This window comes from Psychrobacter sp. M9-54-1 (assembly GCF_016613355.1).
Lineage (GTDB): Bacteria > Pseudomonadota > Gammaproteobacteria > Pseudomonadales > Moraxellaceae > Psychrobacter > Psychrobacter faecalis.
In genome coordinates this window covers 1-15063 of sequence record NZ_JADGFW010000009.1, presented here as the reverse complement: position 1 = coordinate 15063, position 15063 = coordinate 1, and the positions used below count along the sequence as shown (strand labels likewise).

10 protein-coding genes are annotated in these 15063 nt (G+C 44.8%); 6 read left to right on the top strand and 4 right to left on the bottom strand.

Annotation, left to right across the window (positions count from 1 at the left end; genetic code table 11):
* Window positions 1-52: 52 nt before the first annotated feature.
* Window positions 53-2941: an RNA polymerase-associated protein RapA gene (rapA, locus tag IQ457_RS04825; RefSeq protein ID WP_200662301.1), complete on the bottom strand. Its 2889-nt coding sequence runs from the start codon at window positions 2939-2941 to the stop codon at window positions 53-55.
* A gap of 783 nt (window positions 2942-3724) precedes the next feature.
* On the opposite strand from rapA, the gene IQ457_RS04820 reads away from it, so the two are divergent.
* The 3 genes from IQ457_RS04820 to IQ457_RS04810 all read left to right on the top strand — a co-directional run bounded on the left by IQ457_RS04820 (window position 3725) and on the right by IQ457_RS04810 (window position 8315).
* Entirely contained in the window at window positions 3725-6037 is a 2313-nt protein-coding gene (locus tag IQ457_RS04820; protein WP_200662300.1) for a sensor histidine kinase, read from the top strand.
* Window positions 6038-6133: 96 nt separating this feature from the next.
* Window positions 6134-7096: a response regulator gene (locus tag IQ457_RS04815; RefSeq protein WP_200662299.1), complete on the top strand. Its 963-nt coding sequence runs from the start codon at window positions 6134-6136 to the stop codon at window positions 7094-7096.
* Between the two features lie 259 nt (window positions 7097-7355).
* A complete protein-coding gene (locus IQ457_RS04810; RefSeq protein WP_200662298.1) occupies window positions 7356-8315 on the top strand; it encodes a D-2-hydroxyacid dehydrogenase in 960 nt (319 codons plus the stop codon).
* On the opposite strand, the gene IQ457_RS04805 is transcribed toward IQ457_RS04810, so the two are convergent.
* Both IQ457_RS04805 and IQ457_RS04800 read right to left on the bottom strand, forming a co-directional pair.
* Window positions 8312-9943 (bottom strand): flavin-containing monooxygenase, encoded by a 1632-nt coding sequence (locus IQ457_RS04805; protein ID WP_200662297.1) that lies wholly within the window; start codon window positions 9941-9943, stop codon window positions 8312-8314. The genes IQ457_RS04810 and IQ457_RS04805 overlap by 4 nt on opposite strands.
* A gap of 81 nt (window positions 9944-10024) precedes the next feature.
* Entirely contained in the window at window positions 10025-10738 is a 714-nt protein-coding gene (locus tag IQ457_RS04800; RefSeq protein ID WP_191690755.1) for an RluA family pseudouridine synthase, read from the bottom strand.
* A gap of 371 nt (window positions 10739-11109) precedes the next feature.
* On the opposite strand from IQ457_RS04800, the gene trxA reads away from it, so the two are divergent.
* The 3 genes from trxA to IQ457_RS04785 all read left to right on the top strand — a co-directional run bounded on the left by trxA (window position 11110) and on the right by IQ457_RS04785 (window position 13816).
* Window positions 11110-11436 (top strand): thioredoxin, encoded by a 327-nt coding sequence (gene trxA, locus IQ457_RS04795; protein ID WP_068403703.1) that lies wholly within the window; start codon window positions 11110-11112, stop codon window positions 11434-11436.
* A gap of 572 nt (window positions 11437-12008) precedes the next feature.
* Entirely contained in the window at window positions 12009-13277 is a 1269-nt protein-coding gene (rho, locus tag IQ457_RS04790; protein WP_068403707.1) for a transcription termination factor Rho, read from the top strand.
* 293 nt (window positions 13278-13570) lie between these two features.
* On the top strand, window positions 13571-13816 hold the full coding sequence (locus IQ457_RS04785) for a hypothetical protein (protein ID WP_068403710.1): 246 nt from the start codon (window positions 13571-13573) through the stop codon (window positions 13814-13816).
* Between the two features lie 182 nt (window positions 13817-13998).
* Here IQ457_RS04785 and ypfJ read toward each other — a convergent pair whose 3' ends face one another.
* A complete protein-coding gene (ypfJ, locus tag IQ457_RS04780; protein ID WP_318242147.1) occupies window positions 13999-14901 on the bottom strand; it encodes a KPN_02809 family neutral zinc metallopeptidase in 903 nt (300 codons plus the stop codon).
* Between the last annotated feature and the right edge of the window lie 162 nt (window positions 14902-15063).

Here is a 15063-nt window from a genome sequence, read left to right as displayed (position 1 = left end):
TTTGCAGAAAAAACGAGATGTTATCTCACATCTCGTTTTTTTTGGCTTGACGTTACGGTTTCACAGCGACTAGCACGCGGATAGAATCCGGTACAAGCGATAAATTGCCTAGTGCTTGCTCACCTTGGGCTTTTAGCTGCTCTAGACGCTCAATCTCTTCTGGGCGCACGTTAGGATTAATCGTTTGCAGATGCTTTAGGCGCTTGATTTCACGTGACCACTGCTGGCTAAAGCGCGCGCTTGCCTGTTCACCAATGTCTTCTAGCTGCTGGCGGGCAATATCTTCGGCTTCATAATAGCGCTGCTCAATCACATCGCCACGTACTTTAATCACTTGGCGGGCGCGGTTTTTATCCAAGCGCTCGATATGCGGCATAATCATATCGCTGCTAATACGCGCGGATAAATCACTGCCCTGCTCACTGATAAAGACACGAATATTTTGCGTCGGCAAGGTAGCAGGCAGATTAAGCAATCTTGGCGCAATCGCTTCAACGCGGAAATTCACTTCTAGCAGCACCATACCTTGTGGAACGGCGGCACTCTTTAGCATCGCAACGGTGGTATTCCCAAAAGTGCTGGTACTTGCCAGCTCGTAAATCGCGCGCATCAATGGATGCTCATGGGTGATAAATTCGATATCTTCACGCTGCAGCGCTTGCTTACGCTCAAAGGTCAGCGTCATACCATCTTCGTCACCGAGCGGCAGACCGTCGATATAATCGCTAATTTCCGTGCTATCAATCGGCGCAATCACCCATGAACCATCGCGCTGGATATTGTGGTCGATATTGGCGGAAGCAAAGAAGCGCTCGATAAATTGCGGCAATAGATTATGTTTATCAAAATCATGCATGGCATCTGCAATACGCCCAGCAACGCGCGGACGGCATGAGTTGTACTCAAGTAAGCGATCGCGACCAGCTTGTAGCTGTGCTTCGAGTCCCAAGCGCGTTTGCTGTGCTTCTTCGATAATCTCCTGCAAAGTGGTGCGGTTAGCGTCGGTATCCGCGCCTTCAAGCAGCGGCTTTAACTCTTGGATATACTGCTCTTGTACGCTTTGCGCAGTTGGAGAAATCTGATTAAACATATTGAGCGCGTCGTTATACCAGCGGTACAGTCGCTCTTGCGCCGTCCCTTGTACATAAGGAACGTGCAGCATAATTTGCTGTGTCTGCCCGATACGATCTAGGCGACCGATACGCTGCTCTAACGTATCGGGATTGGCAGGCAGGTCCCACAATATCAGCTGGCTTGCAAACTGGAAGTTGCGACCTTCTGAGCCAATTTCTGAGCAGAGTAATATCTGCGCGCCTTCTAAATCGGCGAAAAACGCCGCCGCTTGGTCACGCTCAAGTAAGGTCATCTGTTCGGTAAAGATGGCGGTTTTAATACCAGCATGCAGGCGCAATACCGCCTCTAAACTTTCAACCGTCGCCCCACTACGAGCAATCAGTAATACTTTTTTATGCTTAAGCTCACCCTTTAAAATATCAATCAACCACGGCACCCGCGGATCATCCTCTAGCCAGCCGCCATCGGGTTGATTTTCTTCGCCCCAAAGCTGCTCGCGCAATTTACCCTTGGTTTGATAGCTATCGACCCATGCTTCAGGTAGCGGCAACGGATACGGCTGGCTGCTACGACCATAAAAACCTTTGACACTCTCACGGGTATTACGGAATAAAATACGCCCCGTACCATGACGGTCAAGGAGTTCATTGAGCGCATAAGTACGCAGTTTTTCGTCGTCATTAATGTTTGCTAATTCATCGATACTAATAGAAAGCAGATGACTTAATGCCGTGATTTGACCGTTGCTTAATGGTTTATCTTCGATTAAGACACTGGCAACAGCGGCAGTTTCGGCAAAGGCTTCTTGGCTATCGATAAATTCATCAAGGTCATCAAAGCGATCGGGGTCTAATAAACGCAGACGGGCAAAGTGGCTTTGGGCGCCAAGCTGCTCAGGTGTTGCCGTTAATAGCATGACACCCGGTGTCTCTTCGGCAAAGTCAGCAATGAGGTCATATTTATCATTGCCGCCTTGTGCTTCATCCCAATGCAGGTGATGCGCTTCATCGACGACCAATAAATCAAAACCCGCTTCCATCGCTTGATCGTACAAATCTGGATGGTCAAGCAATAAGTCCATGCCGGCAATGATACATTGCTCAGTCGTAAAGACGTTTTGCTCAGGGTCGTGTTCTTTAATCGCAGCGGTACGTACCAAATCAAACAAGGCAAAGTTTAGGTTAAAACGGCGACGCAGCTCGATCATCCACTGATACTGCAAACTGTCTGGTACAAGAATTAGGACGCGCTCAGCTTTGCCCGTCAATAGCTGCTGATGAATAATCAGACCTGCTTCAATGGTCTTACCCAAGCCAACTTCGTCAGCAAGCAAGACACGCGGGGCGATACGTTTACCGACTTCATGGGCAATATACAGCTGATGCTCGATGATATCGACACGTGCGCCCATCAAGCCTTTGAGCGGATGACCCGCTAGCGCTGATTGCATACGCAAGATATCTTGACGCAGCTCATACCAATCCCCGCGCTCAATACGACCAGCCAGCAAACGCTCAAGCGGCTTAGCCAGCGTGATATTAGCCGCCAAACGGGTTTCCATAATGCCGCGCTCATGCTCATCAACACTGTATTTGAGCACGCCCATCACTTCTTCGACCGCGGTTACGGTATAGCTATTACCGGCTTGGTCAGAAATACTATCACCTTCTTTGAACACCACGCGCGATAACGGCGCAGAATTTTTGGCGTAGACGCGGGTCTCTTCACTTTGCGGAAATAAGATATGTACACAGCGGTCATCGACGTCGATGACCACACCCAAGCCAAGCTCAGACTCCGTATCAGATAAATAACGTTGACCAACGGCAAATTCGGTGCTGTGCAATGAAGCGATAGAGATAGTCATAAGGCGATGTCTTTTGTACTCAGATGATAAGAAAATAGATAGTTAATGAATCAAGCCACAATCATACAAACAATCACGCAAGGATTTAGTCAATTAATAGCTCAAACTCATTAATAAGTTGCTGGTCATTGAAGCTATCAGCAACGCCCAACTTGTCAGCTAGGTCGATAGATAAAACAGACCATTATATAACGTTAGCGCCTAGATGAGTGCGTTAAGTTAACTTTTCAAGAGCACTTTTTGGCAAGATTATTGCAATACTGCGCTTAAGTAACTTTTTAGAAATCCATATATAAAGACTCACAAGTAAAGAAAAAGGCTCGCTACTATGCCCTAAACATTGTTATCATAAAATTGTTTCTATATTGTTAATATATGCAATTTAACATTTCTTATTGTTATTGAAGCTATGTTAACCATTACCCCCTTTTAGATTTTCCAAATAATATAAAAAATTTATTCAAAAAATTTAACTATCAAGTCTTAAAACACAAAACTTCGGCAACCTCCTACTTAATACCGTCCTTTTTAAGACCGTTAAGTAAGCCAAATAGTGTTTTTCATAGTCGTTTAAGTTATGAATTAACCGTAAATACTTTAATACTAGTTATATATCTAGATATTTAACTGAGTGATAATCTTAAAAACTTTGCCCCAATACTCAAATCCCATTTTCGTAAGGCTTACGTATCACCACATCATCGATTGCTCACAGCAAATAGCATCAGTAGTCTGTATAGACAGTCTGCTTTGTGGTCACGTTTATCCAAGGACAATCCCCTCATGAGTGCCTCCAAAAAAGTTGGCTTTTTTAACCAAGTCAGTACCCAAGTGACGACCATTCTATTTATCGCTTTTGTGATCGTACTAGCCGTTGTTGTGTATGTTGTTGATAAAGAAGGTCATGAAAAAATTCGCCTTGAATCGGCAAAACTGGTCGCTGAGCGTGGTAATACCGCGGTCAATAGTATCTCAGCCGATATCAATCGCGTGATGCGCAGTGCCCTGTTATTGCAGCAAAGCGCGCAGACTTTGCCGCCACAAGAAGCGATTTTGCAAGCCAGTACCGCCAATGCTTTTGATAAGCGCGATTATAACTTATTAGGTAGTGGCGGCATTTGGCCAGAAAAAGGCGCACTGGGCGCCAATACCGCCACCCATCCATTTTTGATGGTGCGTCAAAACGGCGATTATCAAGCGGTACTCAGCGACCCAAACCCTGCCAATCCTTATTATCAAGAAGACTGGTTTAGCGTTTTGAAATTGCTCAAACCTGAAAGCTGTATCTGGAACCATGTCCGCGCCAGCCAAACTAAAGGCGAGCTGGCGATGAGTTGCGGTGTCGCCATCGAGCGTGACAACCAGTTCTGGGGTGCCAGTACCGTCAACTTTACCCTCAACCAGCTACAAGAAAACATCGTTAAGCTCAGCGAAAGCTCGGGCTCAGGTTATATTTTACTGCTCGATAACAGTGACAAAGTTATCGCCTCCTCTAACCCTGAGCGCTTAAGCTATATCGACGAAGCCACCGGTACACCGCTTGATATCAAACAAGTTATCAACGCTGACCCTGCTTGGAATCCGGTATTAAACTTCTTGGAGACGCAGCGTAACGAAACCATCGAGCGCGTTGCCGCTAGTGTATCGCCGCAAGTTCAGCAGGTATTGACCACGCTTGATAAAGCCGAAACCGGTACGTCAAAAGGCTATTATCTCGTCAACTACGCCGCTTATCTAAACAACGGTGAAAATAAGCAAAACGCGATGGACAGCCGCTTATTGCAGAGCTTTGAGTTAGAAAAAGACAGCTATTATAACGGCAGCCAAGCGTACGTATTTGAGATTCCTGAGACTTATTGGAAACTTATCGTCGTCCAGCCTGATGCTGAAATTAACGCCATCGCTGACAATCTAAGTAAAAATCTGATTAACTGGATTGCCCTCGCGCTACTTATCACCGCGGGTTTGATTTACTTTATGCTCACTTATTTAGCGTTTAAACCGTTAAAAGAAACCACCGATAAAATCGCGCAAGCGGAAAACCTGATTAATGATAAGCAATACAATAAGCTAAGTGAGGTTAAATTCGCCGAAGGTCGCAACGAGATTGGGCTGGTAAACGGCTCTATTAATGACCTCCTAGACCGTATCCAATCTAACGAAGGTAAGCTTGCCAATATTAATCAGCAGCTAGAGATTAAAGTTGAAGAGCGTACCGCTGAGCTACAAGAGACGCTAAAAGAGCTGAAAAACTCTCAGCTGCAATTGATCCGTTCAGAAAAAATGGCAACCTTGGGTCAAATGGTGGCGGGCGTCGCTCATGAGGTTAATACGCCATTATCTTATGTGCAAAACAACCTTGAGATTATCGGTCAGTTGACTGAGCAATACGAAGAGTTGATTGAGTTGGTACAAGGGTTAAAAGCCGCTAAAACTGATGCCGCTACTGATGGCAAAATTGATAAGTTATTGGCTGATATCGTCCGTGCGTCGGATGAAATCCAAGAAGATGATTTGTCTACTGAGCTTAAAGAGCTGATTAAAGACTCACTCTTTGGTATCGAGCAAATCACCGAGATGGTCCTAAACCTACGTAACTTTGCCCGTCTTGATGAGTCAAAAGTGAAAACCATCGATGTGCGCGAATGTATCGAAGCGTCATTGAAAATCGCTGGTAACTCTATCAGACATCAAGAAATTGTCACAGATTTTACGCCGACGCCTGAGATTAAATGCTCGCCGTCGCAAATCAACCAAGTCTTGGTGAACTTGCTTAATAACGCCGCGCAAGCCATGGGCGAAAAACCAGATGGCAAAATCGAAGTGCGAACGCGCGCCGATGACAATCATGTCTATATTGATGTCAGCGACAATGGTAAAGGCATGAGCGCCGAGGTACTTAACCAAATCTTTGAGCCGTTCTTTACCACTAAGGGCGCGCGCGAAGGAACCGGTCTTGGGATGGCCATCAGTCAGCAGATTATGGAGCAGCATAATGGCGACATTAAAGCGGTTTCAACCGAAGGCGTTGGCACTACCTTTACCTTAACGCTACCGATTGATAATGATTTAACCGAACAAAGCCTAGCAGCATAAATGCTAGGTTCTGGTGTTCGTTTTGTTGTGAGCTCAATTGCTATTTAAATGATTATATAAAACTAACGTACTATTATTCATCATAAGGAAATCATCATGAATGAACTTGACCATGAAATGGAAACCTCTGGCGACGAGCTAGGGTCTGTACCAAAACCGAAGTTGGCGTTTATCGACGATGAACAACGTATTTTACGTTCGATGAAACTGCTGTTTCGTAAAACGCATGACGTTTTTATCACCACTGACCCGACTGAATATATCGACTATATCAAAAATAACCATGTACACGTGGCGGTCAGCGACCAACGTATGCCTGAGCGCGTGGGTGTCGATATCTTGCGTGAAGTCAAAGAAGTGTCGCCGTCTACCATGCGGATTTTATTGACCGGTTATGCTGATTTAAACGCCATTATCGGCTCTATTAACGATGGTGAGATTTATCGTTATTTGACCAAACCTTGTAAATCTGAAGAACTGCTCGCCGTCGTCGGTCGCGCTACCGAAATCGCGTTGACTTATAATCCAGATGAGGACGCGGAGCAATTTGATAGCTCGGGTAAAAAGCAGACACTGTTGGTCATCGATGAAACCGACGAGCTGATTGAGCAAATAAGCAAGCAGTTCTCGCATAGCTATAAAGTCCTGCACGCAGAAGGCTTAGAAGAAGCTTACGATTATTTGGCCAATGAAGATATCGGCGTGTGTATTACCGACATCAATGTCAGCGGCGAAAATATCGCGCCGATTATCTTCACCTTAAAACAAGATGCGCCGCACTTGGTGGTCTTGGTACAGACGGAATTTCAGGATGCGGGCTTGCTCATTGATTTGATTAATAAAGGTCAGGTTTATCGCTGCTTACCGAAGCCCATGCGTGCCAGCCTACTTGAGATTAGCGTCAACCGTGCTTTCCAGCATCATGCAAAACTCAAAGCCAGCCCTGAGTTGGTTAAGCGTTATGAAGTCGAGCACGACCCTGAAAACGATGTACGTATTGATTTAAGCAGTCGCGTTCGAAGTCTGATTGGCAAATTGCGCAAGCGTTTTTCTTTATAAGCGTTTTTCTTTATAAGCTTAGGAACGATATAAGCACAAGAACTCCTGTCGCAAAAAATAAAACCTCTATTTCAATTGAAGTAGAGGTTTTTTACTGCACGCTTTTCGATGGGGTTTTTGACGCATTTTTTGACTAAGTGCGGCAACGTGCTACATTAAGCCAATAACTCTGTCAGCCTATTTAAAATGCAAGGCCATTTAAAACGTCATCTATTTAAAATATCATCTATTTAAAATAACAATGAGATAAGGAAACATCATGCAAGCGGTTTTTTTAGACAAGGGTACTTTTTCTGACAATATCGACTTGCCAGCACCTGCTGGCGTGACTGACTACATTACTTACGACGATACACCTCAAGAGCTGATTATTGAGCGCTGTCAAAATGCTGATATCATTTTTACCAATAAAGTCCAAATCAGCGCTGACGTCATTGCCAATCTGCCGAAACTTAAGCTTATCCAACTGACCGCAACAGGTATGAATAACGTCGATCAAGATGCCTGCGCTAAGCACAATGTTGCGCTATATAACGTCGCAGGTTACGCGGTCAAAAGCGTGCCCGAGCATACCTTTATGCTGATGCTAACGGCCATGCGCGCAGGCATCTATTATCATGAAAAAGTTGCGGACGGTACGTGGCAAGATGATGGTAATTTCTGCTTACTTGATATTCCACTGATAGATTTGGAAGATAAGACGCTTGGTATTATTGGTGTTGGCACTATCGGTAAACGTGTCACCGACATCGCCCGCGCTTTTGGGATGACGGTATTGTGGGCGGAGCATCAAGGGCGTACGCCGCGTAATGAGGATTATACGGCGTTCGATGAGGTACTTGCGCAGTCTGATGTATTGAGCTTACATTGCCCATTAAACGAGCAAACCAAGCACATAATTAATAAAGACACCTTAGCAAAAATGGCTAAGCAGCCACTAATTGTTAATGTCGCTCGTGGTGGTATTGTCGACAGCCAAGCGCTGAGCGATGCCATTAACGACGAGCAAATTATTGGTTATGCCACCGATGTATTTGAGCAAGAGCCGATTGTCAAAGACGACCCTTTATTAACCCTTGCTGACCATCCGCGGGTGATATTTAGTCCGCATAACGCCTGGGGCAGCAAAAGTGCGCAAGAAACCTTGTGGCAAATCCTAAGCAAGCAAGTCTCAGAATTTATCGATAAGCATGAGAAGACAACCACTAATAACACTTAACGACTAAAATTTAACCAATCGTCCTTTATTTTGCGGTATTTAAGCATCACGCGGTCACTCAGATAATTATTGGTGACCCGCCAAGGATAAATATCGCCTTGTTTCGGTAATTGGTGTTGCGCGCGCTGCACATAGCCTGCCGATAGCGCGCCCATCACCGTATCTGGCTGCGCATGCGCCTCGCTATGCGCAGTTTTTGCTTGTGACACTGCCACCTGATAACCGTGCTTGTGCATATGGTTGAGAAGCCGCAGCACATACTGACAAGCCAAATCGATTTTGAGCGTCCACGACGCATTGGTATAACCAAATAGCGCCACCATATTTGGCACGCCTTCAATCATCACCGCCTTATACGTCATGCGTTTGCCAATATCAATTGCCCGTCCATCGATATATAGTTTCGCGCCGCCAAGCATTTGCAGCTTTAGCCCCGTTGCGGTCACAACAATATCAGCGTCAAGGTGTTTACCAGAATCAAGCATGATGCCAGTTTTGGTAAAGTGGCTAATTTGATCAGTCACGACGGCAGCGTGCTTGCCATGTAATGCCTTAAACAAATCGCTGTCTGGCACGGCACAAAGCCGCTCATCCCACGGATTATAAGTAGGCATAAAATGCGCAATATCAACTCCGCTGCCCTTTAACTCGGTTTTAACGCCACGTTTTAATAATGCTTTTATCACTGTGGGCGCAAAAACTGCCGCTCGATACGTCCCTTGTTGCATCAACACATTACGCGCGCGCAGTAGCTTATAAGCTTGCGTTTTTGATAACGGCGAAAATTTACCTGCCAGCCAATCAAGCGCATAATCATCGCCCGGTACACTTGCTACATAGGTCGGCGAGCGTTGTAGCATAGTGACGTGCTGCGCGCACTGCTCGCTTTCTTCATCGACCATAGCGGGCAGTAGCGTCATCGCGGTGGCACCGCTACCGATTATGACCACTTTTTTATCGTCATAATTGACGTTTTGCCAATGCTGCGGATGGATGATTTCACCTTGGAAATCTGCTTCGTTTTCAAAATGCGGGCGATAACCTTGCTCATAATCATAGTAGCCTGTAGCACCGACGACAAACTTTGCCGTTAAGGCAAATACCTCGCCGCTTACATGGTTTTTTACCGTTGCCGTCCACTGCTGACTATGGCTTGACCAAGACAGTTGTTGCACCTCATGCTGATAGCGAATGTGCTCAGAGACGCCAAACACACGCGCGGTATCGGCAATATAGTTTTTAATATCATCGCCTTTTGCCAATACCCGATGGTCCAACCATGGACGAAAGCTATAGCCAAAGGTCAAAGCATCAGAATCGGAACGAATACCAGGATATGTAAACAAATGCCACGTACCGCCCAAGTCTGCGCGTTTTTCTAATACCACAAAGCGCTGGCTAGTTTTTTGCCGCTTTCTTGTGGCTCGCTGTTTTAAGCGACTTGGGCTTTTCTGCCCAAACAGCCCTTTGTGCTTTTGCTGCTGCAATCGACACGCCATACCGATACCGGCAATCCCTGCGCCAATAATCAGCACCTCGCAATCGACGGGCGTCTTTGAGGTAGATGACGACGATTTAGGTTTAAAGCGCTGTTTAAGCGTCTGTTTAGCGGTATTGATATCAAGCATAATACGATCCTTGTTTTGCATGATTTATTTAAAAAAGCTTTTTAAAATGAGCTGATCAAAAAAGTTGTTAAAGAGGAATGGCTAAAAAGGGCATGGGCTTTCCCAATCCATCCAAGCACCAAGCGTCGGATGCTTGAGGCGCAAATGCTGGGCATGTAAATTAAGCCTCGGCGCAATTGTTAAGGCATCACCTTCAGCATAGATTGGGTCGCCAATCATCACATGACCGACGTGTACCATATGCACGCGCAGCTGATGACTGCGTCCGGTCACGGGCTTTAACAGCACGCGGGTGACGACCTGACCATTGCATTCTTCATGCGCCAATACTTCATACAATGTCAATGCATGCTTTGACCAATCATAGTCAACGATATGCCGCGGTTTGGTCGTGGGCTCATAGCGTACTGGCACTGATATCTCGCCTTTGGCACCGACACGCTGCCACGCCCCAAAGACGCGCGCTTGATAGCTTTTTTGCGGCAACCGGTCGATGAATTGCTTACTAATATGGCTTTGTGCGGCGGCATTCTTGGCAAAAATTAGCAGCCCTGAAGTATCCATATCTAAACGATGAATCAATTTTACCGCCGGATTGGCGCGCTCGAGCCGTGCCAATAAACTTACCTTAAGGCTTTTACCATCGACGCTTAACAGTCCGGCGGGCTTATCAACAACCCAAATGTCATCGTCCTCATAGACAGTAATGTCTTGGGCAAATTTTTGGAAAAACGCAAGAGGATAGGCATTTTCTTGAGCGTTTAAGGCGTTTATTGCTTCATCGGTAAAAGGCATAAAAATGGGCTACTTATATCAAAAGGTTGGTGGTCTAAAAATAGATTATTCTAATAAGGCAATAAATGATATTAGGGTTTAGAAATATTAACGGCGCTACACGGTAAACATGCTAGATGTAGAATAATGCCCGCAAGAGATTAGGGTGACAGATAAAACATAACCTGTGTCATTATGTGTCGATTTATTGTGCTAATAGTAATAGTTAAACATTTTAACCCGCCTGCATCTGTCAACTTTGAGCAAACATGTTAATATAATGGCAGATTTTCACCACCTCCCAACCATTCTTTAACCACTCATCGCTCGAATATGACAGCCGTATTGTATGATGACTGGTGATAGAAATAATAAAACAAGAGAGATAAATTATGTCAGACCTTATTGTTAATACCACTGATGCAAACTTCGACCAAGACGTTCTACAATCTGATATGCCAGTGCTAGTAGACTTTTGGGCAACTTGGTGTGGTCCTTGTAAAGCCATTGCACCTATTTTAGAAGATTTGGCGAGCGAGTACCAAGGTAAAGTCAAAATCGTTAAAGTCGACGTCGATAACAACCCGCAAGCAGCGAGCCGTTTTGGTATCCGCAACATCCCAACGCTATTTGTCTTTAAAGATGGCGAAAAAGTCGATTCAGTCATGGGCTTACAGCCAAAAGCTGAACTTGCTAAAGTATTAGATAAACATCTATAAGTACAGTTAATAAACGCCCTCTAATAATCGCTAAAGGTGTTTGTTAAAAATAGCGATTTTAAAGAATGCGCTATGCTATTTATAAAGTACGTATTGAAAAAGCCATTATCTTTTTGAGCTAATGGCTTTTTTGCTGCTTTTCTGAGCAAAAAGCTGGATATTATAGCTTTTTTAGCAAAAATTATTGACAACGCTGTCTTGAACGCCGTATAGTCTGCTGACAAGAGAAAACTAATCATTTTCCTAAGTGTCTTGTCGCTATTCTCCTCGTGTTTATCAACAAAAACACAATCGTCATTATAAAACACCACTACTGAACGCAATGACTAAACACAATTACTGATATTGAGTTTTTGACGCAGACTCTTATGTAGACTTCTTTATCTTCACTTTTTATAAACCTGCCCGACTGTCTTGCAAGGCGTTTATAAGCTGGCACGTAAAACAAATCCTACATAAGCCCCAAGCCCTGTGTATATACCCTCTATCGCCCTACACCCTTTGTTTAATCCTTGTCGTGATTTGTGCTGATAATGGCATCTCTCATCTGATCAACTGCTAATGACCTATCTATGAATCTTACTGAACTAAAGAAAAAATCAATCGCTGAGCTATTGGCCATCGCCAAAGAAATGGGCCTTGATAATATGGCGCGTAGCCGTAAACAAGACATTATCTTTGCTATCTTAAAAACCCATGCCCGTAACGGCGAAGCCATCTACGGCGACGGTGTGCTTGAGGTACTTCCTGATGGTTTTGGCTTTTTACGCTCATCAGAGGGCTCTTATTTAGCAGGCCCTGACGACATTTATGTCAGTCCGAGCCAAATTCGCCGTTTTAGTCTCAAGACGGGCGACAGTATCGCGGGCACCATTCGTCCGCCAAAGGATTCTGAGCGTTATTTTGCGCTACTAAAAGTTGGTGAAATCAACTTTGATACCCCAGATCGCTCGCGTCATAAGCTGATTTTTGAGAACTTAACGCCATTATTTCCAACTGAGCAATTAAAGCTAGAGCTTGGTAATGGTACGACTGAAGATTTGACTGGTCGTATCATCGACCTGATTGCCCCGATTGGTAAAGGACAGCGCTCGATTATCGTTGCACCGCCAAAAGCCGGTAAAACCATGCTCTTGCAATCTATTGCTCAGTCTATCACCCGCAATAATCCTGAATGCTACCTTATCGTCTTGCTCATTGATGAGCGTCCAGAAGAAGTGACCGAGATGGAACGCACCGTGCGCGGTGAAGTCGTTGCCTCAACCTTTGACGAGCCACCGCAGCGCCATGTCCAAGTCGCCGAAATGGTCATCGAAAAAGCTAAACGTCTGGTCGAGCATAAGCAAGACGTGGTCATTTTGCTTGACTCTATCACCCGTCTTGCCCGTGCTTACAACACTGTTATTCCATCATCGGGTAAAGTATTGACCGGTGGTTTGGATGCTAACGCGTTAGAACGTCCAAAACGCTTTTTTGGCGCGGCGCGTAACGTCGAAGAAGGCGGCAGCTTAACCATTATTGCCAGTGCCTTGATTGATACGGGTAGTAAAATGGACAGCGTGATTTTTGAAGAGTTTAAAGGTACGGGTAACCAAGAAATTACCCTTGAGCGTGACTTAGCCGAAAAACGCGTCTTCCCTGCGATTAATATCAAAAAATCCGGTACCCGCCGCGAAGAGCGCCTACTTGATGAAGATAAACTACGTAAAGTTTGGATATTGCGTAAACTGTTACAACCAATGGATGGCGTGCAAGCGACTGAGTTTTTGCTTGATCGTTTAAAAGAAGCCAAAACCAATGATGAATTCTTTGAGCAAATGAAACGTAAGTCACAAAATTAGATCGTTAGCTAGATTGCTAGATTAAAAAAGACCACTTTATGTGGCCTTTTTAGTTTTGCAATTACGCAATTGCAAAAAACAGTTAGCGGACTATCATTATAAATACAATAACTATAAGCAAAACCCCTACCAATGATACAGCGAAGTAACATAATTTACCGTATATTTGCAAAGCTTAGCGTTTCTACTACGGCTTGATAGAGACAAACAAGCTATTATTAAAAGTAGTACAGACATATTTAGATACATCCTGTATATTGGATTTCAAATTTGACAACTTAATAGGTGATACCATGAAATTTGCTAAAACTTTTGCACTAACTGCGATTGCAAGCTCAGCTTTGATGATGGGCGGTTGTGCTAACAATGGTTATGGTTACAACAGTGGCTTAAGCAACACTGCTAAAGGCGCAACTGCTGGTGCAGCGGCTGGCGCACTTCTTAAAAGTGGCGGCAACAGTAAAGACATCGCTCGCGGTGCAATCGGCGGCGCAGCAATCGGCGGCGCAGGTGCTTATATCCTTGACCAAACTCGTTAATCACTATTCATTAGCTATGATTAAATCATTATCTTAATTAAGATGATAGATTACATGAGTATTGAAAAAAGATAGCTGACTATTAAAAAGTTAGCAAGAAAAAAGCTTGCAATGGATTTGCAGGCTTTTTTACGTTTATAGGGTAAGCAATACCCAAATATTTTTATAACACAAAACGAACTCTATAACGCGCCGCTAAAAGTATCGCACGCTTGCACATTACCGCTCTCTAAACCACGGGTAAACCACTGCACGCGCTGTTGACTGGTGCCATGAGTGAAATTATCTGGTACCACAGCGCCGCCGCCGGCACGCGCTAAACGGTCATCACCAATTTGACTGGCCGCATTGATGGCTTCATCAATATCGCCCGCTTCCAAGAACTGTACGCGCTCTTGATTGCGCTGCGCCCAGACACCTGCAAAACAATCGGCTTGTAACTCTTGCATGACGGATAACCTGTTAGCCTGCGCGCGTGTTACTTGACGACTGGCTTCATTGACTTGCTGAGTAATACCAAGCAAAGTCTGCACGTGGTGACCGACCTCATGAGAGATGACATAGGCTTGCGCAAAGTCTCCCGCTTTACCTTGATTTTCACTATCGCCTGAACCTTGTTCATCGCCAGTAATACCCAAACTTTGCCGCATTTCTACAAAAAACGACGTATCCAAATATACCGTCTGATCGCCTGGGCAATAAAAAGGCCCTGTGGCGGCGCTGGCACTGCCGCAAGCTGAGCTGACCTGTCCATTAAATAAAATCAATGACGGCTCTTTATAAGTACTCCCCGCCTCGTTAAATATCTGATGCCAAACTTCTTCCGTATCCGCTAACACGACTTTGACAAAGCGTGTATCACGGTCGTCGCTAGTAGCAGGCTGGGTAGACGTATTGCCGCCGCCCGTAATCACTTGCCCCGTTTGCAATGCGGTCATCGGATTAACCCCAAACACCAGCCATAAAATACCAGCAATGATAATACCGCCGATACCGCCGCCAATCATCTTGCCACCGCCACTGGTGGTGCGCACATTCGAGCTGCCACGTCTGTCTTGCCACTTCATAATGTTTCTCCTAAAAATCCAATAGCATACCTATCGCTATCGTAGTAAATCCTGTTATTTGATTATTAACGTTATAAGATATTTGCCTCAATCCTTTGATTTTTTATTCTAGCTTTCAACCATAATCGCTTCTATATTTTTATAGGTATACCCCACTCTCAACTTGAAATAAGCAAATCA